Annotated in this window: 23 protein-coding genes and 1 pseudogene; 7 read left to right on the plus strand and 17 right to left on the minus strand. The window is 66.3% G+C overall.

Annotation, left to right across the window (positions count from 1 at the left end):
- Positions 1-31: 31 nt before the first annotated feature.
- Together coaA and I6F17_RS27245 are read left to right on the plus strand one after the other, a co-directional pair.
- Positions 32-988 (plus strand): type I pantothenate kinase, encoded by a 957-nt coding sequence (coaA, locus tag I6F17_RS27240; protein ID WP_036003185.1) that lies wholly within the window; start codon positions 32-34, stop codon positions 986-988.
- Between the two features lie 104 nt (positions 989-1,092).
- A complete protein-coding gene (locus I6F17_RS27245) occupies positions 1,093-1,332 on the plus strand; it encodes a hypothetical protein (RefSeq protein ID WP_036044995.1) in 240 nt (79 codons plus the stop codon).
- 45 nt (positions 1,333-1,377) lie between these two features.
- On the opposite strand, the gene I6F17_RS27250 is transcribed toward I6F17_RS27245, so the two are convergent.
- The 5 genes and pseudogenes from I6F17_RS27250 to I6F17_RS27270 all read right to left on the minus strand — a co-directional run bounded on the left by I6F17_RS27250 (position 1,378) and on the right by I6F17_RS27270 (position 7,760).
- A complete protein-coding gene (locus tag I6F17_RS27250) occupies positions 1,378-2,436 on the minus strand; it encodes an AI-2E family transporter (protein ID WP_225127339.1) in 1,059 nt (352 codons plus the stop codon).
- Positions 2,437-2,507: 71 nt separating this feature from the next.
- The gene (locus tag I6F17_RS27255) at positions 2,508-3,137 is read right to left on the minus strand and encodes a histidine phosphatase family protein (protein WP_225127337.1); all 630 of its coding nucleotides are present in this window, start codon (positions 3,135-3,137) and stop codon (positions 2,508-2,510) included.
- An 85-nt stretch (positions 3,138-3,222) separates the two neighbouring features.
- A complete protein-coding gene (locus I6F17_RS27260; protein WP_225127335.1) occupies positions 3,223-5,466 on the minus strand; it encodes a PAS domain-containing hybrid sensor histidine kinase/response regulator in 2,244 nt (747 codons plus the stop codon).
- Between the two features lie 180 nt (positions 5,467-5,646).
- A complete protein-coding gene (locus tag I6F17_RS27265) occupies positions 5,647-6,114 on the minus strand; it encodes a hypothetical protein (RefSeq protein ID WP_225127333.1) in 468 nt (155 codons plus the stop codon).
- Between the two features lie 108 nt (positions 6,115-6,222).
- Positions 6,223-7,760, minus strand: a pseudogene (locus I6F17_RS27270) (YifB family Mg chelatase-like AAA ATPase).
- Positions 7,761-7,988: 228 nt separating this feature from the next.
- Here I6F17_RS27270 and I6F17_RS27275 point away from each other — a divergent pair.
- Complete coding sequence (locus I6F17_RS27275) at positions 7,989-8,234, plus strand: PilZ domain-containing protein (RefSeq protein WP_018644993.1); 246 nt, start codon at positions 7,989-7,991, stop codon at positions 8,232-8,234.
- Positions 8,235-8,314: 80 nt separating this feature from the next.
- Positions 8,315-9,112, plus strand: coding sequence for a tetratricopeptide repeat protein (locus I6F17_RS27280; RefSeq protein ID WP_225127322.1), 798 nt, complete (start codon positions 8,315-8,317; stop codon positions 9,110-9,112).
- Positions 9,113-9,231: 119 nt separating this feature from the next.
- Here I6F17_RS27280 and I6F17_RS27285 read toward each other — a convergent pair whose 3' ends face one another.
- The 7 genes from I6F17_RS27285 to rsmI form a co-directional block, all read right to left on the minus strand.
- A complete protein-coding gene (locus I6F17_RS27285; RefSeq protein ID WP_036003204.1) occupies positions 9,232-10,521 on the minus strand; it encodes an AAA family ATPase in 1,290 nt (429 codons plus the stop codon).
- Positions 10,518-11,249, minus strand: coding sequence for a CpaD family pilus assembly protein (locus tag I6F17_RS27290; protein ID WP_036045003.1), 732 nt, complete (start codon positions 11,247-11,249; stop codon positions 10,518-10,520). The genes I6F17_RS27285 and I6F17_RS27290 overlap by 4 nt, the downstream gene beginning before the upstream one ends.
- A gap of 48 nt (positions 11,250-11,297) precedes the next feature.
- A complete protein-coding gene (locus tag I6F17_RS27295) occupies positions 11,298-12,815 on the minus strand; it encodes a type II and III secretion system protein family protein (RefSeq protein WP_036045005.1) in 1,518 nt (505 codons plus the stop codon).
- A gap of 10 nt (positions 12,816-12,825) precedes the next feature.
- On the minus strand, positions 12,826-13,647 hold the full coding sequence (gene cpaB / locus I6F17_RS27300) for a Flp pilus assembly protein CpaB (protein ID WP_036045006.1): 822 nt from the start codon (positions 13,645-13,647) through the stop codon (positions 12,826-12,828).
- 361 nt (positions 13,648-14,008) lie between these two features.
- Positions 14,009-14,953, minus strand: coding sequence for a glutathione synthase (gene gshB, locus I6F17_RS27305; protein WP_036045008.1), 945 nt, complete (start codon positions 14,951-14,953; stop codon positions 14,009-14,011).
- Positions 14,954-14,963: 10 nt separating this feature from the next.
- A complete protein-coding gene (locus I6F17_RS27310) occupies positions 14,964-15,365 on the minus strand; it encodes a YraN family protein (protein WP_225127320.1) in 402 nt (133 codons plus the stop codon).
- On the minus strand, positions 15,352-16,302 hold the full coding sequence (gene rsmI / locus I6F17_RS27315) for a 16S rRNA (cytidine(1402)-2'-O)-methyltransferase (RefSeq protein WP_225127318.1): 951 nt from the start codon (positions 16,300-16,302) through the stop codon (positions 15,352-15,354). Before rsmI ends, I6F17_RS27310 begins: the two co-directional genes overlap by 14 nt.
- 355 nt (positions 16,303-16,657) lie before the next feature.
- Here rsmI and I6F17_RS27320 point away from each other — a divergent pair, with 355 nt between their 5' ends.
- The gene (locus I6F17_RS27320) at positions 16,658-17,890 is read left to right on the plus strand and encodes a penicillin-binding protein activator (RefSeq protein WP_225127316.1); all 1,233 of its coding nucleotides are present in this window, start codon (positions 16,658-16,660) and stop codon (positions 17,888-17,890) included.
- 108 nt (positions 17,891-17,998) lie between these two features.
- Here I6F17_RS27320 and hemW read toward each other — a convergent pair whose 3' ends face one another.
- Genes hemW through rph form a run of 3 tightly spaced genes read right to left on the minus strand, consistent with a single transcriptional unit; the run spans position 17,999 to position 20,503 of the window.
- Positions 17,999-19,156 carry a radical SAM family heme chaperone HemW gene (gene hemW / locus I6F17_RS27325; RefSeq protein WP_036024335.1) on the minus strand — a complete coding sequence of 386 codons (1,158 nt, stop codon included), beginning with the start codon at positions 19,154-19,156 and terminating at the stop codon, positions 17,999-18,001.
- A complete protein-coding gene (rdgB, locus tag I6F17_RS27330; RefSeq protein ID WP_225127314.1) occupies positions 19,143-19,778 on the minus strand; it encodes an RdgB/HAM1 family non-canonical purine NTP pyrophosphatase in 636 nt (211 codons plus the stop codon). The genes hemW and rdgB overlap by 14 nt, the downstream gene beginning before the upstream one ends.
- An 11-nt stretch (positions 19,779-19,789) precedes the next feature.
- Positions 19,790-20,503, minus strand: a complete 714-nt coding sequence (gene rph / locus I6F17_RS27335) for a ribonuclease PH (protein WP_225127311.1) — start codon at positions 20,501-20,503, stop codon at positions 19,790-19,792.
- Positions 20,504-20,671: 168 nt separating this feature from the next.
- Here rph and hrcA point away from each other — a divergent pair, with 168 nt between their 5' ends.
- Positions 20,672-21,760: a heat-inducible transcriptional repressor HrcA gene (gene hrcA / locus I6F17_RS27340; RefSeq protein WP_036003234.1), complete on the plus strand. Its 1,089-nt coding sequence runs from the start codon at positions 20,672-20,674 to the stop codon at positions 21,758-21,760.
- A gap of 94 nt (positions 21,761-21,854) precedes the next feature.
- Positions 21,855-22,472, plus strand: coding sequence for a nucleotide exchange factor GrpE (gene grpE, locus I6F17_RS27345; RefSeq protein ID WP_036003237.1), 618 nt, complete (start codon positions 21,855-21,857; stop codon positions 22,470-22,472).
- 129 nt (positions 22,473-22,601) lie between these two features.
- On the opposite strand, the gene pncA is transcribed toward grpE, so the two are convergent.
- The gene (gene pncA, locus I6F17_RS27350) at positions 22,602-23,324 is read right to left on the minus strand and encodes a bifunctional nicotinamidase/pyrazinamidase (protein WP_036003240.1); all 723 of its coding nucleotides are present in this window, start codon (positions 23,322-23,324) and stop codon (positions 22,602-22,604) included.
- A gap of 215 nt (positions 23,325-23,539) precedes the next feature.
- Positions 23,540-24,481 carry a hypothetical protein gene (locus tag I6F17_RS27355; protein WP_225132269.1) on the minus strand — a complete coding sequence of 314 codons (942 nt, stop codon included), beginning with the start codon at positions 24,479-24,481 and terminating at the stop codon, positions 23,540-23,542.
- Between the last annotated feature and the right edge of the window lie 140 nt (positions 24,482-24,621).

A 24,621-nucleotide genomic window follows, 5' to 3' on the forward strand; every position in this document is an offset into this window, starting at 1 on the left:
GGCGAATAGATCGCAACGGAAAGGCGGCGTCATGGATATCCGCGCACCCGAGCAGCAGTACAATCCCTACCGCGTTTATACGCGCGAGGAATGGGCGCGACTGCGCGACGATACGCCGATGACCCTGGAGCCGGGCGAGTTCGACCGGCTGCGCTCGCTGCACGACCGCCTCGACCTGCAGGAGGTCGAGGACATTTATCTGCCGCTGTCGCGCCTGTTGTCGATCTACGTCGATGCCATGCAGCGGCTGTATTACGCCGAGCGCCAGTTCCTCAACATCAGGGACCGCAAGGTGCCCTACATCATCGGCGTCGCCGGCTCGGTGGCGGTCGGGAAATCCACCACGGCACGCGTGCTCCAGGCCCTCTTGGCGCGCTGGTCGCCGCGGCCGAAAGTCGAGCTGATCACCACGGACGGATTTCTCTATCCCAATGCGGTGCTCGAGCGGCACGGCATCATGCAGAAGAAGGGTTTTCCGGAGAGCTACGATCTGCCGATGTTGCTCAACTTCCTCTCCGACATCAAGGCTGGCCGTCGCCACGTCCGTGCGCCGGTCTATTCGCATCTGACCTACGATATCGTGCCGAACCAATGGGCGGAGATCGACCAGCCCGACATCCTGATCGTTGAAGGCGTCAACGTGCTGCAGACCGGCAAGCTGCCGCGCGATGGCAAGGCGGTGCCGGTGGTTTCCGACTTCTTCGATTTCTCGGTCTATATCGACGCCGACGAGGCGGCGCTGCGGCAATGGTACATCAAGCGCTTCCTGGCGCTGCGCGACACCGCGTTCACCAATCCAAAATCATACTTCAACCGCTATGCGCTGTTGTCGGACGAGGAAGCCACCGCGACCGCGATCGCGATCTGGGAGCGCACCAACCTCGCCAATCTCGAGGACAACATCCTGCCGACCCGGCCCCGTGCGACGTTGATCCTCAAGAAGGGCGCCGACCACACGGTGGAGAGCGTGGCGCTCAGGCGGCTGTAAGCGCCCCCGTGAGCGTGGATTCTTGAACGCTCGGGCAGCGTATCTTTTGATGCAGACCAACAACGGGTATTCCGCTATTCCTTGGAAAACGGCGGGGGCAGACCATGGTTGATCGTCTCAGGAGCGCTGCGGAGCAGCTGGAAGCTCCGATGTGCCCGGACTGCCATGTCGAGATGAAGTGGTTCCGCTCGGAACTGCTGTCGGACGAACCGACCCCGGTCATTGCGCATCTCTTCGTGTGCCCGCATTGCAAGCGCGCTTCGCAGGCAAACACCGTCTTCCGGCGAGGCCAGACGACGCCCGACCGGCTGTCCGCACCGCGCTTTATTTCCTCTGCTGCATGACATTCCGCGTCGGCCGGATCGGCCGCTCCAGGCCCGGCATGACGATTATTTCGGGGCCCCCTGTCGCCACTTTGAGCCGACGAAGATGTGCCACGTCGTCAGAAACATCGCGGCGACGAGCGGGCCGATGACGAACCCGTTCGCTCCGAACGTCGCAAGGCCGCCCAGCGTGGCAAGCAGCACGACATAGCTCGGCATCTGGATCGACTGGCCGACCAGGATCGGGCGGAGAAAATTGTCCGCAAGGCCGATCACGAAGGTGCCGAAAGCGAGCAGGATGAGGCCCTTCGTGACCGAACCTGCAACAAGCAGGTAAAGCGCAACCGGAACCCAAACCAGCGCGGAGCCGAGCACCGGCAGCAGCGAGAGCAGCGCCATCAGTGCGCCCGCCAGCAGCGGCCCTGCGAGGCCGAGCAGCCAGAAGATGAGCCCGCCGAGCGCTCCCTGTATCAAAGCGACGAGAACGATCCCCTTGATCGTTCCACGAACCGCCAGGGTAAAGACATCGAGAATTTCGGCGGTATGGCTCGGGCTCAGCGGGAGCGCCTCGCGAATGCGGGCATTGAGCTCGTCACCGTCGCGCAGCAGGAAGAACAGCAGGTACAGCATCACGAGCAGGCTTGCGACGAACTCCAGCGTCACCTGACCGATGTTGATCGCATGCCCGGCCAGCTGTTGGCCTGCAGGGACGACTAGACCCGACAGGCGTTCCCTCAGGGCCGAAAAATCGATGCTGGCCAGGCGGTCCCCGAGCGATGCAGCCCAGGCGGGCAGCGCGGATTTCAGCTGCTGCAGGGGATGAACGAGGCTGATCTCCCCGCTCTGAACGCGCTGATACAGCTCCCCGCCCTGGTCGATGAGCGACGCGATGATGATCGCCACGGGGATCAGGACCATGACGACCACCACGATGACGGTGACGAGGGCGGCAAGGTTGTGCTTTTCGGGCACGGATTTCAGGATCCGTCGATAGAACGGGGCGAAGATGATGGCCAGCAGCGTGGCCCACAACACGGCACCGGAGAACGGCCAAAGCACCCAGACGAACGCGACGGAGATCGCGCCGAGCAGGATGAGGAATGAACGATTCTCCGATGTTCTCACGTGTTCGCCAGCTCTTCGCTCGTTCGCCAGATGATGTCCGTAGCACAACATCGTGGCGGAGCGGCAGGTCCTCACCTGCCCGCTTTCGCGATCCAATCCGAAAGCGTGATGCGCCCTGCGAAGGTGGCGGGGCCCGAGCTGCCGGCCTTGTAGACGAAGGCCTCGCCTTCCCCGACGTTGCCGGCGTCCTTGCCGAAGGCATCGGCGATGTTGGTCTTGTGGGTGACCAGGACGGTGTTGGTGCCGGCCTGCGGCGGCGCATCGACGAGCTGACGCACGGCCTGCCCGGCCTTGGCATTGGCGCCGGTCGGGTTTGCCATTCCCGATGCGCTGGCGTTGCTGCTGTCGGTCAGGGCATCGACCGGCTTGACCTCACGGCCGGAGATCAGCTTGCCGGCCTCGACCGCGCGGTTCAGCCGGCTGGTGTAGACGTCACCGACAGGGATCGCGAGGTCCTTGATCGCCGTCCCGATCTGGCGCGCCGCGTCCCTGCCCTTCTCGCTGAGCTGACGCTGGGCACTCATGTCGTCGAACTTGAAGGGGTAGACATCCTTCTGGCTGTCGTCAGTCGCGGTGTGTCGGAAGATCAGGACGTAGCCGCCTTGCTTGAGGGACGAGATGAGGTCCGGTGTGTCGGCGGCTGCGTGGCGGGAGATTCCCGCCAGGAGAACAATCATGGCGAGGCGGCAAATCACGTTCATGCGCAAAATCCTTTGGTTGCAAAATGCCCCCGGTGGGATCGTGACGCGCAACGCGCTCGATTTCAATTGGGATCGTCAGACGAGATCAGGTTCCCGTGAGATCCGGAACCGTCTGGTGCCGGGACGCAGCAAAGCCCGCCAGCGCCTCCTCGAGCTTCTCACGGTCGACCGGCTTGATCAGAAATCCGTTCATGCCTGCCTCGAAGCAGGCATAACGATCCTCCACCAGCGTGTTGGCGGTGAGCGCCAGGATCGACGTCTGGGAATCGCCCAGCGCGGCCTCGTGCGCGCGGATGCGCTTTGTCGCCTCGATGCCATCGAGCTGCGGCATCTGGATGTCCATCAGCACGAGATCGTAGGGCGTGCCGGCCGATGAGGCGGCGAGCCAGGATTCCAGCGCGGCCTCGCCATGGACGGCAATGACGACGCGATGGCCGAGCTTGGTCAGCAGCGAGCGCATCAGCAAGGCGTTAATTTCGTTGTCCTCGGCGACGAGGATCGACAGGCCTTTCGCCGGTGCGGGGCCGGCGAAGGCCGGCGGCGGCTCCGGAGCGAGATCGGGCGAGGCGACCTCCGGCGTCAGGGCAAGGCGTGCGGCGAGCGAGGCCGCGCGCAGCGGCTTCACCAGAAAGCCGGTGAAAGCCGGCGACAGCTTCTCGTGGCGCGAGCTCGACGTCAGCAGAACGAGGCGCTGCAAGGCATGCGCGCGGGCGGCCTCACCGAGCTGATCGGCCGCGGCTGGGCCGATCGCCCGATCGATCAGCACCGTGTGCCAGGAGCGTTCCGGCAGCAATGCTTCGGCGACCGCCGCATCTGCAACCAGGCAGGTCTGGCCGCCCCAGCGTTCGAGGCGCCGCGCGATGAGCGAGGCTTCGATGCCGTCGGCGACGAGGAGCATCGACTTGCCGGTGAGGTCGGGACTCGGAAATGCGGTCTGCCCGGCGCCGCCTTGCGACGGCGGAAGCGGCACCGCGACCTCGAAGGTCGAACCCTTGCCCGGCTCGCTCGTGAGCGTGATCCGGCCGCCCATGCGCTTGACGATGCGCTCGCTGATGGCGAGGCCAAGTCCGGTGCCGCCATAGGTGCGGGCGACGCGCTCGTCGGCCTGCTCGAATTCGCGGAAGATGCGCTGCTGGGCTTCGGCTGCGATGCCGATGCCGGTGTCGCGAACCAGGAAGCTGATCTCGTTCGGCCAGATGCCGGGCTCGACGATCAGTGCCACGCCGCCGCTGCTCGTGAACTTGATGGCGTTGCCGGCGAGATTGAGCAGCACCTGGCGCAGCCGCGCGGCGTCGCCGACCACTTCGAGCGGCAGGCGCTCGTCGACATAGGCGGCGATCTCGAGCGACTTCGCCTGCGCGCGCGGCGCGAGCAGCTCGGTGATCTCCTCGACCAGGGTCGAGAGCGCGAAGGGACGTTGATCGAGGTCGAGCTTGCCGGCCTCGATCTTGGAATAGTCGAGCAGCTCCTCGATTAGCGCCATCAAGGCTTCGCCCGAGGTTTTCACCGCCCTGGCATAGGTCGCCTGCTCCGGCGTCAGATCGGTGTCGAGCAACAGGCCGCCCATACCGATGATGCCGTTCAGGGGGGTGCGGATCTCGTGCGAGGCCATCGCCAGGAAGCGCGACTTGGCGCGGTTGGCGGCGTCGGCCTGGTCGCGCGCGTCGGACAATGCGCGCTCGGTCTCGGTGCGGTCGGTGACGTCGCGTCCGACGCTCTGCAACTCGGCGGGCTGGCCGGCATCGAGGCGGACATAGCCCTCGCGCCAGGCGATCCAGCGCGCGCCGAGCGGGGTTGCGATCTTCTGGTCGTGGATGCGCGTGCCGCTGCTCTCGCGGGCACTGTCGCCCTGCTCCAGCACGTCGAAATCGAAGCGCGTGCCGACCAGCGCGCTGCGCGCCTGTCCTGCGAGCGCGCAATAGGCCTCGTTGGCAAAGGTGATGCGGCCGTCGGTAGCGCGCAGCACGATCAGGTCGCCCTGCTGCTCGAACAGGCTGCGGGCGCGCTCTTCCGCTTCCTTCAGCTCCCAATTGCGGTCGATCAAGGCCTCATTGTGGGCGGCGAGCGTCCGCAGCCGCTTATTGACGAAGCGCAGGCGCATGCTCAGCGTCGCAAGGCCGAGGCAGGCGAGCGCGAACAGGAAGCTGGCGCCGATCGCAAAGGTGTGGGGATCGTAGCCGGAATTGTCGGACCGGCTGCCTGAGACGAAACCATAGGCGCCGCCGAACGTCGCCGAGAAGATCATGAAGGAGCGGATCGCGAAAGCGAGCCTCGGATGCCGTCGCCTGAAACGACGCATGCGCACCTTGATCCGGAACGTCCGACCCATCGCAACCGACCCTTGCCTGAAACCCCGCCGCCGCGTGCGACGATGGCCCGCCGACCTTGCGAACAAATTGCGGCGGTGGCGCCGCCTCCGAACAGGGTTGACGAGACGTTAACGGGTCAGAGCATGATCCGGAAAAGTGTGTAGCGGTTTTCCGATCAGATCATGCTCAAAAATAGAGATCTAAAGCGAAGCCGCCTGGAAGCGACCATGGCCGCCGCGCGCGCCGACGATCAGCGCCGCCGCCTCGCGCGGCGAGAACGTCTTTGAGCGCACATAGATGCGGTAATCCGCCGGTCCTTCGCTGGAGAGATAGACCACCTGGCCGCCGTCGACCGGCTGGGCGGCGATCGAGACGAGACGCGTCGAAGGGCTGGCCTGGCAGGTGTCAGGCTCGGAGCCGAGGCCGTCGTCGACCACGGCGAAATCCGCAGTGTTGGCATCCTCGGTGATCTGGACCCGCACCGTCGCCCGCGCGGGATCGTCGGTGAAGGCGACATGCACGCCGGCGGTCCAGAACAGCGAAGTGAGCTCGACCGATGTGTCGCCCAGCGCGATGCAGGGATGCGACCCCGATCCGATCTCGGCGCGGGCGAACACCGCAGCCGCCAACAGGGGAACAGCCGAGGCCAGGAACTTGAAACGCAACATGACGCTCTACTCGCTAGGCCCCGGGAACTCACAACCGAAACGCGTCGGGCCTTATGGTTTGCAGAGCGTAAAGGAAAGTCGTTACCGCCGGGTTGATGCGTGGAATGATCAAGCCAGCTGGCGCACATCCTCCGCGAGTGCGCGGTAGGACAGCGCTTCGGCGAGGTGCAGCCGGCCGATCTTGTCGGCATGGTCGAGGTCGGCCAGCGTGCGCGCCACCCGCAGCACGCGGTGATAGCCGCGCGCCGACAGGCGCATGGTCTCGGCGGCGTCGCGCAGCAGCTTCTGGCCTTGCGCATCCGGCTTTGCGATCTGCTCCAGCACGGAGGCGGGGGCTTCGGCGTTGGTGCGAACATGGGGCAGGCCGGCATCGGCATAGCGCACCAGCTGGATGTCGCGCGCCGCCGCCACGCGGGCGGCGACCTCGGCCGATCCTTCCGCCGGCGCGGCAGGATCAGGTCGGCGGCGGTCACCGCCGGCACTTCGATGCGCAGATCGATGCGGTCCATCAAAGGACCGGAGATGCGCGCCTGGTAATCGCTGGTGCAGCGGTCGATGCGGCCGCGCTTGCAGGCATAGCCGGGCTCGAACGCATTGCCGCAGCGGCAAGGATTCATCGCCGCCACCAGCATGAAGCGGGCAGGGTAGGTGACGCGGTGATTGGCGCGCGACACCGCGACCTCGCCGTTCTCGAGCGGCTGGCGCAGCGAATCCAGCACGCGCGGATCGAACTCCGGCAATTCGTCGAGGAACAGCACGCCCTGATGCGCCAGCGAGATCTCGCCGGGCTTGGCGCGCGCGCCGCCGCCGGTGAGCGCGGCCATGCTGGCGGAATGGTGCGGCGAGCGGAACGGGCGCCGCGCCGTCAGCGCGCCGCCTTCGATCTCGCCGGCGACCGAGGCGATCATGGAGACTTCGAGCAGCTCGCCCGGCGACAGCGGCGGCAGGATCGAGGGCAGCCGCGCCGCCAGCATCGATTTGCCGGCGCCCGGGGCGCCGATCATCAGCAGATGATGCCCGCCGGCCGCCGCGATCTCCAGCGCGCGCTTGGCGCTTTCCTGGCCCTTGATGTCGCGCAGGTCGAGGGTCGAGGCGGCGGCCTCGTGCACCTTCGGCGTCGGCCGCGACAGCACCTGGGTGCCCTTGAAATGGTTGGCGATCTGGATCAGCGAGTGTGCGGCAATGATCTGGATGTCCGGGCTCGCCCACGCCGCCTCGGAGCCGCAGGACGCCGGGCAGATCAGTCCTTCCTCGCGCATATTGGCGCCGATCGCGGCGGGAAGGACGCCGGCCACCGGCGCGATCGAGCCGTCGAGGCCGAGCTCGCCGAGCACGGTGAAGCCGGTCAGCGCATCGGGCGGGATGGCGCCTATCGCGGCCATCAGCCCAAGCGCAATCGGCAGGTCGTAATGGCTGCCCTCCTTCGGGAGGTCGGCCGGGGCCAGATTGACGATGATCCGCCGCGCCGGCAGCGCCAGCCCCGAGGCGATCAGCGCCGAGCGCACCCGCTCGCGCGCCTCCGACACCGCCTTGTCCGGCAGGCCGACGATGGCAAAGGCGGGCAGGCCGGGCGCGACCTGCACCTGCACGTCGACCGCACGGGCCTCGATCCCCTCAAAGGCCACGGTAGAAACCCGCTGAACCATGCCGAACCAGCCTGCCCATTGCTGCAATTAGGGGTAGCAGAGCTCGGCCGTTTCCGCAAGAACAATACGGGAACAATCGCTTGGCGGCCGGTCAAATCCTAACCAATCGTAAACGCAGCCCAGACACTACGTCTCGAATGCCACCTTCTCTCCTCAGCACATTCCAACGAATGTCCGCTACTCCTAGGGCTGCGGGATGGGCCGTGGTCTAACGGGTGAACAGTTCAAATGCTTGCAAATCGCCGGAGAAGCGAACGTCGGGTGTGCAGCCGCCTCGCCAAGATCCATTTTGGCGCGGGCTCGCTGCCGCGGGATTGCACGATCACGGACATTTCGGATGGCGGCGTGAAAGTGGTGGCGGAATTTCTGGAAGTGCCGCCGCAATTCACCATCATCTTCGCGCCTGATTATTCCCGCCAATGCCGCCTGCGCTGGCGCATCGGCTGCGAATTCGGCGCCGAGTTCGTCGACTGAACCTCAACACGCGCCCTCCCTTAACGGGACTTTAGCGTTAATGGGTAAGCATCTCTGATCAGTTGCCGAGTGATCAGAGTATGCCCAAGCGTTCGTTCCTCGCCTTATCCCCGGCGGGATATCTGTGTTCCGCCGTCCTGATCCTCGCGCTCGGCGGCTGTCAGACGGCCGGCATCGACGACGTCACCGGTGCGCTCGGCGGCAAGCGGGAGTCCGCCGCCAAGCTTGAAGGCAAGTCCGACAGCAAGGCCGACCCCACGCCGGAGATGGACGCACTTCGCGAGCGTTATCGCGCCAAGCCGAGCGATCCCGCCATTGCTCTCGAATACGGCAAGGCGCTGCGTGGCAGCGGCCAGCGCGCGCAGGCGGTCGCAGTGCTGGAGCAGGCCGTGCTCGCCCGTCCCGGCAACAAGGCGCTGCTCGCCGGCTACGGCCGCGCGCTCGCCGACAACGGCAATTTCCAGCAGGCCTTCGACGTCCTCGGCCGGGCGCATTCGCCCGAGGATCCCGATTGGCGCATCCTGTCGGCGCAAGGGGCTGTGCTCGATCAGCTCGGCCGCAACGAGGAAGCCCAGCAATATTACGCCGCGGCGTTGAAGATCGTGCCGAACGAGCCGACCGTGCTGTCCAATCTCGGCCTGTCCTACATGCTGCAAAATAATCTCTCGAAGGCCGAACAGGTGCTCGGCCGCGCCCATCAGCGCAATCAGAACGATGCGCGGGTCCGCGCCAATCTGGCGCTCGTGCTGGGATTGCAGCGTCGCGAGGCCGAGGCCGAAATCCTCGTCAAGGCAGACTTGCCGCCGGACCAGGCCGCGGCCAAAGTCGCGGCGCTGAAGCAGCTGCTGGCGAAAAAGCAGCAGCGGGCGGACAGGTAGTCCGCCCTAGAGCATGATCCGGACCCGAAGGGCCGCGTCAGCGCAAAGTGTGAAGCGGTTTTCCCTCGCGACAAACGCGGAAGGCGTTTGCGCGGAGATCATGCTCAAATAAGCCACGCCTACGACGCCTTGCGATGCGGGGCCGAGCTGCGCCCCGACTTGCCCTTCAGCTTCTTCAAAAGCGGCTCGAGCAGCGAGCGCTTCGGCTTCTTCACCTCGCCGCGGCCGGCGAGGCGGTTCGCCATATTCTGGAACAGAACGGTGGTGCGGTGGGTCCTGGAGACCTCCGCGATCATCTGGCCGTTATTGGCCGCGGTCGAGAACAGTTTCGAATCGAACGGGATCACCGCGATCGGCTGGCTCTCCATGGTCTTGGCGAAGGCCTTGACCTCGATCTCCGCACGCTTGTGCATGCCGACCTGGTTGAGGCAGTACAGCGGCGGCCGGTCGTTCGGTCGCGCCGCCTTCAGCACGCTCAGCATGTTCTTGGTGTTGCGTAGATTGGCGAGATCGGGCTCGGCCACGATCACGATGTCGTCGGCGTTCACCAGCGCGCGCCGGGTCCAGCCGGACCATTGATGGGGCACGTCGAGCACGATGCAGGGCGTCGTCATGCGCAGCGTGTCGAACACGGCATCGAAGGCTTCAGCACCGAAATCGTAGACGCGGTCGAGCGTGGCGGGCGCTGCCAGGAGGCTCAGGCGATCGGTGCATTTGGCGAGCAGGCGCTCCATCAGCGCCGTGTCCGGCCGGTCCTGCGACAGCACCGCGTTGGCGATGCCCTGCACCGGATCCTGGTTGTAGTCGAGGCCCGCGGTGCCGAAGGCGAGGTCGAGATCGATCACGACGGAATCGAGCGAGAGATCGCGGGCGATGGTCCAGGCCAGATTATGCGCGACGGTGGACGCGCCGACGCCGCCTTTGGCGCCGACCACGGCGATGACGCGGCCGGTGATGATGGCTTCCGAGGCCGAGAACAGGCTGCAGATCGAGCGGACCACGTCGATGGTCTCGACCGGGCCGACGACGTAATCGTTGACGCCGCGGCGCACCAGCTCGCGATAGGGCGCGGTGTCGCTGGGGCTGCCGATCACGACCACGCGTGTGCCGGGATCGCAGACGCCGGCGAGGTCGTCCAGTCCTTCGAGGATGTCGCGCGTGCCGTCGGACTCGATGACGATCACGTTCGGCGTCGGCATCGATTCATAGGCCTCGATCGCCGCGGCGAGGCCGCCATCCTTGGCGCTGAGATGGGCCTTGGCGAGCCGGCGGTCCTGACCAGCCGCCGTCACCGCCTTGAGCGTCTGCTCGGTCTCGCAGAAGGCTTGCACCGAAATGCGAGGAACCGGCGCGATGTGTTCCTCGGGATGCTGCGGATCGTCCGCGTCTTCGTCGTGGATGCCTGTCATTTGGCGGTATCGCTGAGTTTGGCCTTGTCGGATTCGGGATAGGTGGTCGTCGTCGTTGTGCCCTTGCGATAGCGATCGAACGCGATCTCGCGCCGTGCGGTATAGGCGGGCGTCTCGGCGCGCGGTTGCTCGAGGTCAGCCGGGTTGTCGATCATCGCGGCAAGATTGCGCTGGCTGGCGCAGCCCAGATTGAAATAGGGGCGGTTCTCGGTGTAGCCGGGGTTGAGGATGTTGGGGCCGACGTCTTCGGGCCACAGCCCGCAGGGGCCGGCGACCGCGGTGATCTTGGAATAGCTCAGGCGGATGGTGGGCAGCAGCCCGGGATCATCAGGGCGATAGGGCCGCTGGACGATGGCGCGCGACGGCACGCCGCCGGACGTGAGCACCGAGCGGATCTCCTGATAGGTTGCGGCGGCCGCGCGCGAATTGGCGGTGTCGACCGGCACATCGATGACGACCGAGCCGGTGCCTTCGCGCATCCAGTCCCGCGCGATGCCCGCGACATCCGCATGCTGCGCAGCCGAGAGGCCGCCTCGGCTCTTGCCGACGAAGATCACGATCGACTTCTTGCCTTCCTGCACCGCGATCGGGTGGCGCTGGCGATAATCGGTCGGCACCGTCTGGGTGACGATCTCGGTGGTGTTGCAGGCGCCGAGCATGACGGAGAGGCCCGTCAGTGCCAGCGCGAGCCGCAAATTGCGACGTCGATCGGCTGATGTTGTCCTCATCCCCTGATCCCTCCTGCCCCTGCCTTGCCCGGTCCCAAACCGTTCGTCTCAGTCGATGATGAAGCCGAAATCGCCCGGCGTGCCGGCCACCGGATCGACACGGCTCGCGATGCCGTAGAGGCGGTTGACCCTGCCGAGCAGCGCCCTCTGTGCGTCCGAGGCCGGCGCGAAGCCGTCGTCGGGCCGTGACAATTCCTTCTGGGCAACCGCGCGCACCACATAGGGCGTCACGATCACCATCAGCTCGGTCTCGTTGTTGACGAAGTCCTGGCTGCGGAACAGCGCGCCGATGATCGGCACCTGGTCGACACCAGGCAGTCCGTTGATCGCCTGCTTGGTCTGCTGCTGGATCAGGCCGGCCATCGCCATCGAGCCGCCCGACGGAATTTCCAGCGTCGTTTCGGCGCGGCGGGTCTGGATCGATGGAATGGTGATCGAGTTGGTCGAGGACCCGGTCACGGCCTGCGTCAACGTGATCGAGTTGGTGTTCGACAGCTCCGAGACCTCGGTCATCACGCGCAGGCTGATGCGGCCTTCGCTGAGCACGACCGGGGTGAAGTTCAGGGAGATGCCGAACTTCTTGTAGGTGACCTGGGTGGTACAGACGTGAGTGACCGGATCGCAGGCGTAGCCCCCGGGAATCGGGAATTCGCCGCCGGCGATGAAAGTGGCGGATTCGCCCGAGATCGCGGTCAGGCTCGGTTCGGCCAGGGTCCGCATGACGCCGGCGCTTTCCATTGCCCGCATCGTGGCGTTGACGGTGGCGACGCCCTTGGCGAGGCCGGTGACGCCGAGCCCATTGCTGCTGACGATCGGTCCGCCAGAGACCGAGAACGGATTGGAATTGTTGAAATTCACCACCGCCGTGCCGGCATTCAGGCTGGCGCTGAGATCGACGCCGAGCTGCTTGACGATGTCGCGGCGGACTTCGCCGACCACGACCTTGAGCATGACCTGGTCGCGGCCGCGCACGACGATGTTGTTGACGACCTTGTCCGCGCCGCCGACCAGCTTTGCGGCGACGTCGCCGGCCTGCTGGGCCTCGACCGGGCTCGACACCGAGCCGGTCAGCATCACGCTGTCGCCGACGCCCTCGATCTGGACGCCCGGCAGCGACTGGCGCAATGCCGAACGCATGCCGTTGAGGTCGCGCTTCACCGCGATGTCATAGGAGGCGACCTGCTGGCCATCGGCCGCGAAGAACACGACGTTGGTCTGGCCGACCTGGCCGCCGATGATATAGGCGCGCTGGGCCGAGCGGATCACCGCATTGGCGATCTTGGGATCGGCCACCAGCACGTCCTTGACCTCGCGCGGCAGGTCGATGACGACGGACTTGCCGATGCCGAGCGACAGAAAGCGCGACCGCGCCGGTGCGATCGTCCCAACCGACGACAAGCCGAGATCCGACGCCTGCATCGGCGCCTGGTCGCCGACCGGCGCCTCCGCAGCACCGAGGACGCCGGAAGCCGCGAGCAGTCCCAGCACCAACATCGTCCCCGCCAGGACCGAGCGCGCGCGCTTCCCTCGAATGCGTAAGCCCGTCCGATCACCCCCGTAGTTCATGCTATCCCCATCACTTCTGTGACGTCAGTTGCCGTGCCTGGACGCCGTAACGGATTACGTTCACGCCGCCCGGGCGCTTGATCGCCTGGTCCTCGGGCGTGCCGTCGACTGCGTTGGCATCGACGATGCTGCGCAGTGCGAGTGTCAGAGTGCCGCCCTGCCGTGCGGCCGAAAGCGTGGCGATCTGGTCGGGCCGCAGCTCGAGCGTGACGGTCTTGCCGACGACCGCGTTCTGGCCCTCCTTTTCCTTCGGGGCCTGGTCGATCGCGAGCACGCGGATGTTGGTGAGAATGACCTCGGACAGGATGAGGTCGTTGCCGCCGGTCGGGCCGTTGGTGTTGCCGCCGTCCGGATTCTTCAGCCGGCGGGTCAGGACGATGTCGACGCGGTCATTCGGCAGGATGAAGCCGCCGGCGCCGGTTTCGGCTGAAATCTCGGTGGAGACGGCACGCATCCCGGACGGCAGGATCGCGGCCATGAAGCCGGAGCCTTCGGCCTTGACCAGCTTCTGCTCGCGGATCGGCTCGCCCTGCATCAACGGCACGCGCGCGATCGAGCCTGCGATCTGGGTCGGTGCCTCGGGCCTGCTGTCGCGGCGGATGAAGGCGCTGCTGGCGGTTGCCGCGGGCCAGGCCTGCCATTGCAGGTCCTCGCGCTTGACGGCCTGGCCGAGCTGGATGTCGTTCTTGGCGATGAGGACCTCGACCGTCGGCAGCTTCTCGGCGACGGGCAGGACGGCCGCGGGCGGATTCTGATAGCCGCTCGCCAGATATGCAGCGACGCCGCCGGCGCCGAGAGCGATGACGAGAACGACAATGCGTGCGGTATTCATACGCTTCTACTCTTACGCGGGGCACTCGAACCGCACCTGGCGTGTTCCCCCGCATCGATGAGTAGGCAGCAAAAGTATAAGGGGTGTTGCGAGGCCGAACGTGATCGCCGGCCGCGACGCTGGTTTTCGGCAGATGGTGAACGCGGCGTTATTGGGTCGGCCAACGGCCCCGTAGTTTCACCTACGAGGGCACGTCCGTTTGCACGAGGCGCGCGGCGTCATGGTGAATACGTCGTTAGCGCGCGAGGTGGCCGCTAGCGTCGTCCGTAGCTGGGATGGAGTGCAAGCGTAATCCGGGGCCGGTGCGAGTGGGGAGCGTCCCGGATTTCGCTGACGCGCCATCCGGGCTGCGCGCAGAGCTCTACTTCTTCCGCTTCGCTTCGATCACGTCCCAGATCTTCGCCGCGACATCCGGGCCGCCGAGCCGTGCGATGGCGCGGATGCCGGTCGGTGAGGTCACGTTGATCTCGGTGAGATTGCCGTTGATGACGTCGATGCCGACGAACAGCAGGCCGCGCTCGCGCAGCGCCGGGCCGACCGTGGCGCAGATCTCGCGCTCGCGCGGGGTGAGCTCCGTCTCCTGCGCCGCGCCGCCGCGCACCATGTTGGAGCGGAGGTCGTCGGCGGCCGGCACGCGGTTCACGGCGCCGGCGAACTCGCCGTCGACCAAGATGATGCGCTTGTCGCCGTGCTTCACCTCGGGGATGAATTGCTGGATCACCCAGGGCTCCCTGAACGTCACCGAGAACATGTCGAACAGCGAGCCGAAATTCATGTCCTGCGGCATCACGCGGAACACCGCCGCGCCGCCATGGCCGTGCAGCGGCTTCATGACCACCGCGCCGTACTTGTCGCGGAACGCGTTGATCTCATCCAGGTCGCGCGAGATCAGCGTCGGCGGCATCAGCTGCGGAAAATTCATCACGAACAGCTTTTCCGGCGCGTTGCGCACCGAGGCGGGATCGTTGACGACTAGCGTCTTCGGATGGATGCGCTCCAGGAAATGCGTCGAGGTGATGTAGGCGAGGTCGAACGGCGGATCCTGGCGGAGCAGCACCACGTCGAAGGCGTTCAGCGCCTCGCGCCTGGGCTCGCCGAGGGTGAAATGGTCGCCTGGCTCGTCGCGCACGGTCAGGAGCTGAACCGGCGCGACCAGCTCCTCGCCGACCATCGAGAGCTTGTCGGGCGTGTAATAGGACAGGCCATGGCCGCGCTTCTGCGCCTCCAAGAGCAGCGCGAAGGTGGAATCGCCCTTGATGTTGATGCGGGCGATGGGGTCCATCTGGACGGCGACGTTCAGTTTCATGGGCTGCCTTTCAGGTCGAGGCGTCGAATGCCGCCAACACATGGCGCGGAAGCGAGCGCGGCGCAATCAGCATGGCGTCGAATCGCAATTCGAATTCGGCATGCTCGGGATGCGCTGCGAGCCAGCCTTGGGCGGCGCCGATGATGCGCTGCTGCTGGCGCGGCGTCACGGCGAATGCGGCCTCGTCCAGCGTGGCGCGGGCCTTGACCTCGACGAAGGCGATCAGGTTGCGGCGCCGCGCCACGATGTCGATCTCGCCATGCGGGGTGCGGTAACGTTTGGCGAGAATGCGGTAGCCCTTGGCCATGAGGTAGGCGGCGGCACGGCTCTCCGCGGAAAGACCGGTCTGGAACGCTGCGACGCGCTCGGGCGACGCGACCTTCGGTTCCGCAGGAATCTCAGTCTTTGCCATCGCTGCCCCGCGAGTCCTTTGCGAGCTCGAGCGCGCGGGCATAGACCTCGCGGCGCGGACGGCCCGACAACGCGACCGCGTGCGCCACGGCATCCTTGACGCTGTGCGCGGCAAGCTGCTCGCGCAACAGACTATCGAGCGCGTCCGATGTCAGAACCTCGGCGTCGGCCGCGGGCGGAGCGATCACCAGCACGAATTCGCCGCGTGTCTCCAGCGTTGAAGCCTCGCGCGCCAGCTCGCTCAGCGTTGCGCGCGAAATCTCCTCATGCAGCTTGGTCAGCTCGCGGCAGATCGCGGCCTCGCGCGGTCCCATGATCTCGGCGAGATCGGCCAGCGTATCCTGCACGCGGTTGCCTGACTCGAACATCACCAGCGTCGCGTCGATGCGGGCGAGCTCGGTAAGACGGCTGCGCCGCGCGGCTGATTTCGCCGGCAAGAAGCCTTCGAAGAAAAAGCGGTCGGTCGGCAGCGCGGCGACCGACAGCGCGGCCAGCACCGAGGACGGGCCGGGCAGCGCATACACCGCATGGCCGGCGGCGCAGACCTCGCGCACCAGCTTGAAGCCGGGATCGGAGATCAGCGGCGTGCCGGCGTCCGACACCAGCGCGACCGAGCCGCCCTGTCCCAGGGCTTCCAGGATTTTGGGACGCGCGGCCTCCGCATTGTGCTCGTGATATGGCTTGAGCTGGGCCTTGATCGCATAGCGCTCGGTCAGGCGGCGCGTGATGCGGGTGTCCTCACAGGCGATGACGTCGACGCCGGCGAGCGTCTGCAGCGCCCGCAGGGTGATGTCGCCGAGATTGCCGATCGGGGTCGCGACCAGATGGAGGCCGGGCGCGGCCTTCGGCGCCGCGAGCCGATGGGCATCGATGGAGAAACCGCGCGAGGCGGCGTCTTGAGCTTCAGGCGTATTTATCGGGGCCGGCTTTGCGCGCATAATGGAGCCAACTTAGGCACGATCGCTAAGGCTGGGAACCGGCTCGCCGAAAAAGATCGTGCCCAAAGATCGTATCCGGGTGAGGGGCGAGGAACGGACGGGAATGTGATCGGTCGAGATCGCGCCGGGAGGCAGGAGGGGCCCTCGCGCCATATTCGCGACGGAAACGCCGCCTTGATGAGTGAATGAGTGACGGCGAAGAGTAGCCGGGACGGGATTGCGGCCGCGTTAAGCGATTGTTATCCTTTTGTTTTGGTTAACTATTTGCCGACACACTACCTGAATCCGCGGCCCCCCGTCGCGGAAAGCAATGTCGTGATCGGCCGGCGAACGGCGGGTCGGAAGAGAAGCTGCCATGGTCGGCCCGCGTCATCCAAAGTCTCACCTTCCGGAGCCCCGATCGCCAGGGGCGACCCGGCGGGCTGCGCTCGGCCTGTTGCTAAGTGCGCCCGTGTTGTCGGCCTGCGCCGGCGTGCAGCAAAGCCTCAGCCAGTTCTCCAACCCGTTTTCGAGCTCCGCACCGCCGGCGCAGCCGGCAGGCCCGCAGCAGCAGGCGACAACCGCCGGCACCGGCGGCGTGAAGGTCGGCCTGATCCTGCCGCTCTCAGCTGCCGGCAATGCCGGGCTCGCCGCGCAATCGATGCGCAACGCCGCCGAGATGGCGCTGGCCGAGTTCCAGAACCCGAACATCCAGCTCCTGATCAAGGACGACAATGGCAGCCCGCAAGGCGCGCAGGCCGGCGCGCAGCAGGCGGTCGACGAAGGCGCCGAGATCATCCTCGGGCCGCTGTTCGCGCAATCGGTGCCGGCCGTGGCGCAGGTCGCGCGTACGCGCGGCATTTCCGTCATCGCCTTCTCGACGGATTCCAGCATCGCCGGACGCGGCGTCTATCTGCTCTCGTTCCTGCCGGAGTCCGACGTCAACCGCATCGTCGAGTATTCCGCCGGCATCGGAAAGCGCTCCGTCGCGGTGCTGGTGCCCGACAACGCCTATGGCAATGTCGTCGAGGCCGCGGTGAAGGCGGCGGTGCCGCGGCGCGGCGGGCGCATCGTTGCGTTCGAGAAATACGGTGCCGATCGCGCCACGCCCGCGCGCACCGTGGCGCAGCAGCTCGGCAGTGCGGACGCGCTGTTCATTGCCGATGACGGCGATGCCGTCGTGTCAGTCGCGGACGCCATGACTGCCGCGGGCGCGAACCTGCGCAACATCCAGCTGCTCGGCACCGGCCTGTGGGACAATCCGCGCGTCTATGCCAGCGCCGCGCTGCAGGGCGGCCTTTACGCCGCGCCCGATCCGGCCGGCTTCCGCGCCTTCTCCGGCCGCTACCGCACGAAATACGGCGCGGAGCCGATCCGCACCGCGACCCTTTCCTATGACGCGGTCGCGCTCGTTGCCGCGCTGGCGCGCACGCAAGGCGGCCAGCGCTTCTCCTCCGACGTGCTCACCAACCCCTCAGGCTTCGCCGGCATCGATGGCCTGTTCCGCTTCCGTGCTGATGGCACGAATGAACGCGGACTTGCCGTGATGAAGGTGACGCAAGGCGGCGGCGTTGCGGTGGCGGGCTCGCCGAAGAGCTTTGGGGCGTAGCTCGGTGCAGTAGGGTGGGCAAAGGCACGCTTGCGCCGTGCCCACCATCTCTTTCGATAATGAAAGTTGCGTGGGCACGCGTCGCTTTGCCCACCCTACGAGAGTTCCTTACGCCGCCAGATCCGCGACCACGGCATCCAGCACCGGAAAACCGCTGCTGGTTACGCGCAACCGTCCCGTTGCATCCACGGTGATCGCGCCTTCCTCGCGCAAGAGCGCGATGCGGCGGGGGTCGAGCGGGCGGCCGGCGAGGGCCTTGTAGCGTTCGGGATCGATGCCTTCGGCGAGCCGCAATCCCATCAGCAGGAATTCGTCGGCGCGTTCCTCGCTGTTGAGGAGCTCGTCGCTGACGACACCGTCGCCGTTGGTCTCGACCCGCATCAGCCAGGCCTCGGGACGCTTCTCGGTGGCGGTGGCGTGGCGCACGCCGTCGATGTCGAGACGGCCATGTGCGCCGGGGCCGATGCCGGCATATTCCTCGCCGCGCCAGTACACCAGATTGTGCCGGCATTCGGCGCCGCGCCGCGCGTGATTGGAGATCTCGTAAGCGGGCAGCCCGAGCTTGTCGCAGGTCTCCTGCGTGACGTCGTAGAGCGCGCGGGCGACCGCTTCGTCCGGCGTCTTCAGCTTGCCGGCCTGGTGCAGGCCGAAGAAGGGCGTGCCTTCCTCGATGGTCAATTGATAGAGCGACAGATGCTCGGCCGCTTCATCGATGGCGTGCCGCAGCTCGCCCGCCCACATCGCCGGCGTCTGGTCGGGGCGGGCGTAGATCAGGTCGAACGAATAGCGGTCGAACGCGCGGCGCGCGATGGCGACGGCATCGAGCGCTTCGCGCGCGCTGTGCATGCGGCCGAGCGCTTTGAGCGAGGCGTCATCGAGCGCCTGCACGCCGAGCGAGACGCGGTTGACGCCGGCGATGCGATAACCGGCAAAGCGCGTGGCTTCGACGCTGGTCGGGTTCGCTTCCAGCGTTACCTCGACGTCGCCTGCGACGGTCCAGTGCTTGCCGATCGCGTCTAACACCGCGCCGACGGTGGCGGGCTGCATCAGTGACGGCGTGCCGCCGCCGAGGAAGATCGAGGTGACCTCGCGGCCGGGCGCGCGCTCGGCGGTCGTTGCGATCTCACGCGCGAAGGCGGCGGCGAAGCGCGTCTCGTCGATCGCGGCATGGCGGACATGGCTGTTGAAGTCGCAATAGGGGCACTTCGACAGGCAGAACGGCCAGTGCACATAGACGCCAAACGCATCCTTGTTAGCGCGGCTCAAGGCAGATCTCCGCCAGTTTCCGAAAAGCGCGGGCGCGGTGCGACAGGCCGAGGCCGAGCGGCGGCAGGCCGTGCTTCTCGATGCTGGTCATCTCGCCGAAGGTGCGGCTGTGCCCGTCCGGCAGGAACATCGGGTCGTAGCCGAAGCCGGCTGTGCCGCGCGGTGGCCAGATCAGCGTGCCGTCGACGCGCGCCTCGACCTCCTCGCGATGATCGTCGGGCCAGGCCACGCAAAGCGCCGAGACGAAGTGGGCTTTGCGCTTGTCCGGCGTGGTGGCGCCGCGCTCCTGCAGCAGGCGCTCGATCTGCGCCATCGCCGCGTTGAAATCCTTGGTCGGGCCGGCCCAGCGCGCGCTGTAGATTCCCGGCGCACCGTCGAGTGCGTCGACGACGATGCCGGAATCGTCGGCGAAGGAGGGCAGCTTGGTCGCCTCCGCCGCGGCGATCGCCTTGATCGCGGCGTTGCTGCGGAAATCGTTGCCGGTTTCCTCGGGCTCGTCTAGGCCGAGCTCGCCGGCCGACACCGCCTCGATCCCGTACGGCGCGAGCAGCTCCCTCATCTCGGCGCGCTTGCCGGGATTGTGGGTGGCGATGACGAGCTTGTCGGTGATTCGGCGGTGCATGGGCCTATTGACTACGCCACGGCCAGTTTCTGCAAGTCCACCAGGCGGGCAATGCCCTTCTGCGCCAGGGCGATCAGCTTCAGGAACTCGTCCTGCGTGAACGGCTCGCGTTCCGCGGTGCCCTGCACCTCGATGATGCGGCCATCGCCGGTCATGACGAAATTGGCGTCGGTCTCGGCTTCCGAATCCTCGGCATAGTCGAGATCGAGCACCGGCGTGCCGTTGTAGATGCCGCAGGAGATCGCGGCGACGTTGTCGCGCATCACGTTCGCCTTCAGCATGTTGCGCGCCTTCATCCAGTTGAGGCAATCGGCAAGCGCGACCCAGGCGCCGGTGATCGAGGCCGTGCGCGTGCCGCCGTCGGCCTGGAGCACGTCGCAATCGACCGTGATCTGGCGCTCGCCGAGAGCTTCGAGATCGACGATGGTGCGAAGCGAGCGGCCGATCAGGCGTTGGATCTCGACCGTGCGGCCGCTCTGCTTGCCGACGGAGGCCTCGCGGCGGGTGCGTTCGGAGGTCGCGCGCGGCAGCATGCCGTATTCGGCGGTGACCCAGCCGCGGCCCTGCCCCTTCAGCCACGGCGGCAGGCGGTCCTCAAGCGTGGCGGTGACCAGCACATGGGTGTCGCCGAATTTAACGAGGCACGAGCCTTCCGCATATTTGACCACGCCGCGCTCCAGCGTCACGGGGCGCAATTCGTCGGGCGCACGGCGGCTTGGCCGCATGGGAAATCTCCAAAACTCACGGAAATAGGCTGTTCGCGGTGCTTGTAGGTGGGGCGGGGGTGGGCGGCAAGGGCTTATTCACCCCCTGACCGTCGGCCTGCAAACGCCACGCTTGTCAGACGCGGCCCGGATGGACAAATTATAAGGATCTGAGAGGAGTTACCGTCTGTGGCCCATCACGATCCGATCCATCTGATCGCGCCGCGCGCAGGCCTTGCCCAGCTCAACGAGCGTTCCCGCGACATCTTTCGTCAAATTGTCGAAAGCTATCTCGCGACCGGTGAGCCGGTCGGCTCGCGCAACATTTCCCGCCTGATCGCGATGCCGCTGTCGCCGGCATCTGTGCGCAACGTCATGGCCGATCTGGAACAGCTCGGCCTGATCTATGCCCCGCACACCTCCGCCGGCCGGCTGCCGACGGAACTGGGCCTGCGCTTCTTCGTCGATGCCCTGATGCAGGTCGGCGACCTCAACGAGGCCGAGCGGCAGGCGATCCAGAGCCAGCTCTCGTCCGTCGGCGAGGCGCAATCGGTCGAGGCGGCGCTGGACCAGGCCTTGATGCGGCTCTCCGGCCTGACCCGGGCCGCCGCCGTCGTGCTGACGCCGAAATCCAATGCGCGGCTGAAGCACATCGAATTCGTCCGCCTGGAACCGGAAAAAGCGCTGGTGATCCTGGTCGGCGAAGACGGCCAGGTTGAAAACCGCGTGTTGACGCTGCCGCCCGGAGTTCCCTCTTCGGCGCTGACAGAGGCCGGCAATTTCCTCAATGCGCGGATCCGCGGCCGCACCTTGGCCGAAGCGCGGCTCGAGCTCGAGACCGCACTCGGCGAGGCCCGTGCCGAGCTCGATCAGCTGACACAGAAAGTGATCTCGGCCGGCATCGCCAGCTGGTCCGGCGGCGAGAGCGAGGACCGTCAGCTCATCGTCCGCGGCCACGCCAATCTGCTCGAAGATCTGCACGCGCTGGAGGATCTGGAGCGCGTTCGCCTGTTGTTCGACGACCTCGAGACCAAGCGCGGCGTGATCGATCTGCTCGGCCGGGCCGAGACCGCCGAAGGCGTGCGCATCTTCATCGGCAGTGAGAACAAGCTGTTCTCACTGTCGGGGTCCTCCACCATCATCTCGCCCTATCGGGATGCCGCCGGCCACATCGTCGGCGTTCTCGGCGTGATCGGCCCGACGCGGCTGAATTATGCCCGCGTGATCCCGACCGTGGACTACGCCGCCCGCATCGTCAGCCGCCTGTTGGGGGGCTGACCGGCCTTTCTGCCGATCACGGGCGCTTGATTTTCGCGGGCTTAAGCACGATATCCGGGCCAACATCCCTGAAACGAGTTCGAGATCAGAGCCGATGACCGAGCAAGACCGGCAACCCCAAGACACGACTGCAGCGACCGGCGAGCCCGTGGTGTCGAAACCCTACATCATGCCCGACGATCCCGAGCCGGGTTCGGTCGAAACCCTGCAAAAGGAAGCGGCTGAAGCGCGCGACCGCATGCTGCGGACGCTGGCCGAGATGGAGAATTTGCGCAAGCGCACCGCCAAGGAAGTTGCCGACGCCCGCCTCTACGGCATCACCGGCTTCGCGCGCGACGTGCTCGACATCGCCGACAATCTCCAGCGCGCACTCGATGCCGTTCCGGCGGAGGCGCGTGCTGCGGCCGATCCCGGCCTGGTCTCGTTGATCGAGGGCGTCGAGCTCACGGAGCGCGCGCTGCTCAACGCGCTGGAAAAACACGGCGTGAAGAAGCTGGATCCTCAGGGCCAGAAGTTCGACCCGAACTTCCACCAGGCAATGTACGAAGTGCCTGACGCGTCAGTGCCGTCGGGCACCGTGGTGCAGATCATGCAGGCCGGCTACACCATCGGTGACCGCGTGCTGCGCCCGGCGCTGGTCGGCGTCGCCAAGGGCGGCGCGAAGACTGCGCCCGCGGCGAACAACAACGAATCGAGCAGCGCGGCGAACTGAGTGTTGGCGTCATTCCGGGGCTCGACGAAGTCGAGAACCCGGAATCCATCGAACAGCAGAGACAACCGCACAATGGATTCCGGGCTCGCGCTGAAGCGCGCCCCGGAATGACGGAAGATGGCGCGCCGCCTACGCGCTCACCGCGATATCCGCAGACTGAATCCGCTTCACGCCCGCCTTGGCCATGTCGGCCCAGGCCTTGGCGAGCGAGCCCTGCGTGTCGATGCCGCGGCAGGCGTCTTCCACCACATAGACCTCGAAGCCCGCCTTGCGCCCGTCGAGCGCGGTCCAGGCGACGCAGAAGTCTGTCGCAAGACCAGCGACGAAGACGCGCTTGATCTTGCGGCCCCTCAGGTAGCCGGCGAGCCCGGTCGAGGTCTTGCCGTCGGCCTCGAGGAAGGCCGAATAGCTGTCGACGTTCTTGTGAAATCCCTTGCGGATGATGAGCTCGGCGTGCGGGATCGACAGGTCCTTCGACAGCGCCGCGCCCTCGGTGCCCTGCACGCAATGGTCCGGCCACAGCACCTGCTTGCCGTAGGGCAGGTCGACCGTTTCGAACGGCTTCTTGCCGGAATGAACCGACGCAAACGAAACGTGGCCCGGCGTGTGCCAGTCCTGCGTCAGCACCACATTCGCAAATGCCTTCGAGATCTTGTTGATGACCGGCACCACTTGCTCGCCTTCCTTCACCGCGAGGCTGCCGCCGGGCAGGAAGCAGTTCTGCACGTCGATCACGAGCAGCGCGGACGCTTCGTCCGGCTTGATCGGTGCGGCCGCGAACAGCGCGCTTGGCGCGAGCGTCGCCAGCGCCGTCGTTCCAAGCATCGCCAAGACCTGTCGCCGAACCAGCATGTCTACCTCCCCTCCAGGATGATCCAACGGGAGGAAGCCTAGTTCCGTTCGTATACGAACAGAAGCCTGAAAATGCAGCCGGGCTTGATGAGCAGTTGGGCTCTCGCGGCGGGTGAGGGCTTTCTCCTCTTGGGGGTTCTCGATTGCGGAGACACCCTCTCCCCAACCCTCCCCGCAGGCGGGGGGAGGGAGCGCACCTCGCGCGTGGATGCGCCCTACCCCTTCGGCTGAATCCCGTCGCGTACGGTGCGGAAGCGGGTGAAGGCGGCTTGCCATTGGTCGCGCGGGGCGCTGGCGATGATGCGCAATGATGCGCCGCCGCTCGAGAAGCGGATCCACTGCACCACCGTCACCGGGACCTTGTCCTTGCCGCTGACGCCGTCGATCCGGGTCTCGAAGCCTTGCTGGCCGTTGATGCGGATCGGCTCGGACATGGTGATGCGCGACTCGCGCACGCCGGGAATCTGGAGCGCCGCCTCCTGGGCGAAGCGGGCGCGGTCGTCGGCGGCCTGCGGGGTGGCGCCGATCAGGCCGAGGATCATGAACGGCCTCGCCTCGTAGCCCACGCTCTCATCGCCGTCGGCCAGGATGATGCTCGAGCCCGGTGCCAGGGTCTTGATGTCCTTGAAGTCGGCGAGATCGGTGATCTTGAACGGCAGTAGCGCGATCTGCTCCTCGGCCGAGACCTGCCTGCGGGTGGTGGCGCTCGCGAACATCTGTCGCACCGCCTCGTCCGTGTAGATCTTGGTCGCATTCTCCGGGATCTGTACCGCGACATAGCCGGAGAAGCCGGCGCCGGGCACGATCATCGAATACCGCTTCACCGGGGTATCGCCGGCCTTGCCGCTTTCGGTGGTGAAATAGGCAAGGCCAGCGGGGGTCTCGACCTTGTCCTGCTTGACGCCGCCGGTCCCGCCGGGATTGGAATTGAAGGCGCTCACGACCTCGCCATAGGCGGCCGGCGGCAGCTCGGTGACCAACACCTTGACGTTGCCGTCCTCGCTCTCGAAGCCCGGAAAGGTCTTGGCCGTGCTGAGGCCGATCAGCGGCACCATGCCGAGACGCAAGCCGGGTGGGAAAACGACGTCGGCGGCGAAGGCCGGAAGCGCTGTTACGGCGAGGAGGGCGAGCGCGGCGAGGGGGCGGATCAGCTTCATGGCCACTCTGATTGGTTCACATTGAGGCCGTTCGATGGTCGGCCACCGGGCCGCTTTGTCGCGCGAAGCAGCTGCGCCGGCTGTGCGGTCGGTCCGCCTTTTAGCCGGTTTGGCCTCGCCGCAACAGGGCGGGGCGGGCT

It is taken from the genome of Bradyrhizobium sp. NBAIM18 (assembly GCF_020193825.1).
GTDB lineage: Bacteria > Pseudomonadota > Alphaproteobacteria > Rhizobiales > Xanthobacteraceae > Bradyrhizobium > Bradyrhizobium yuanmingense.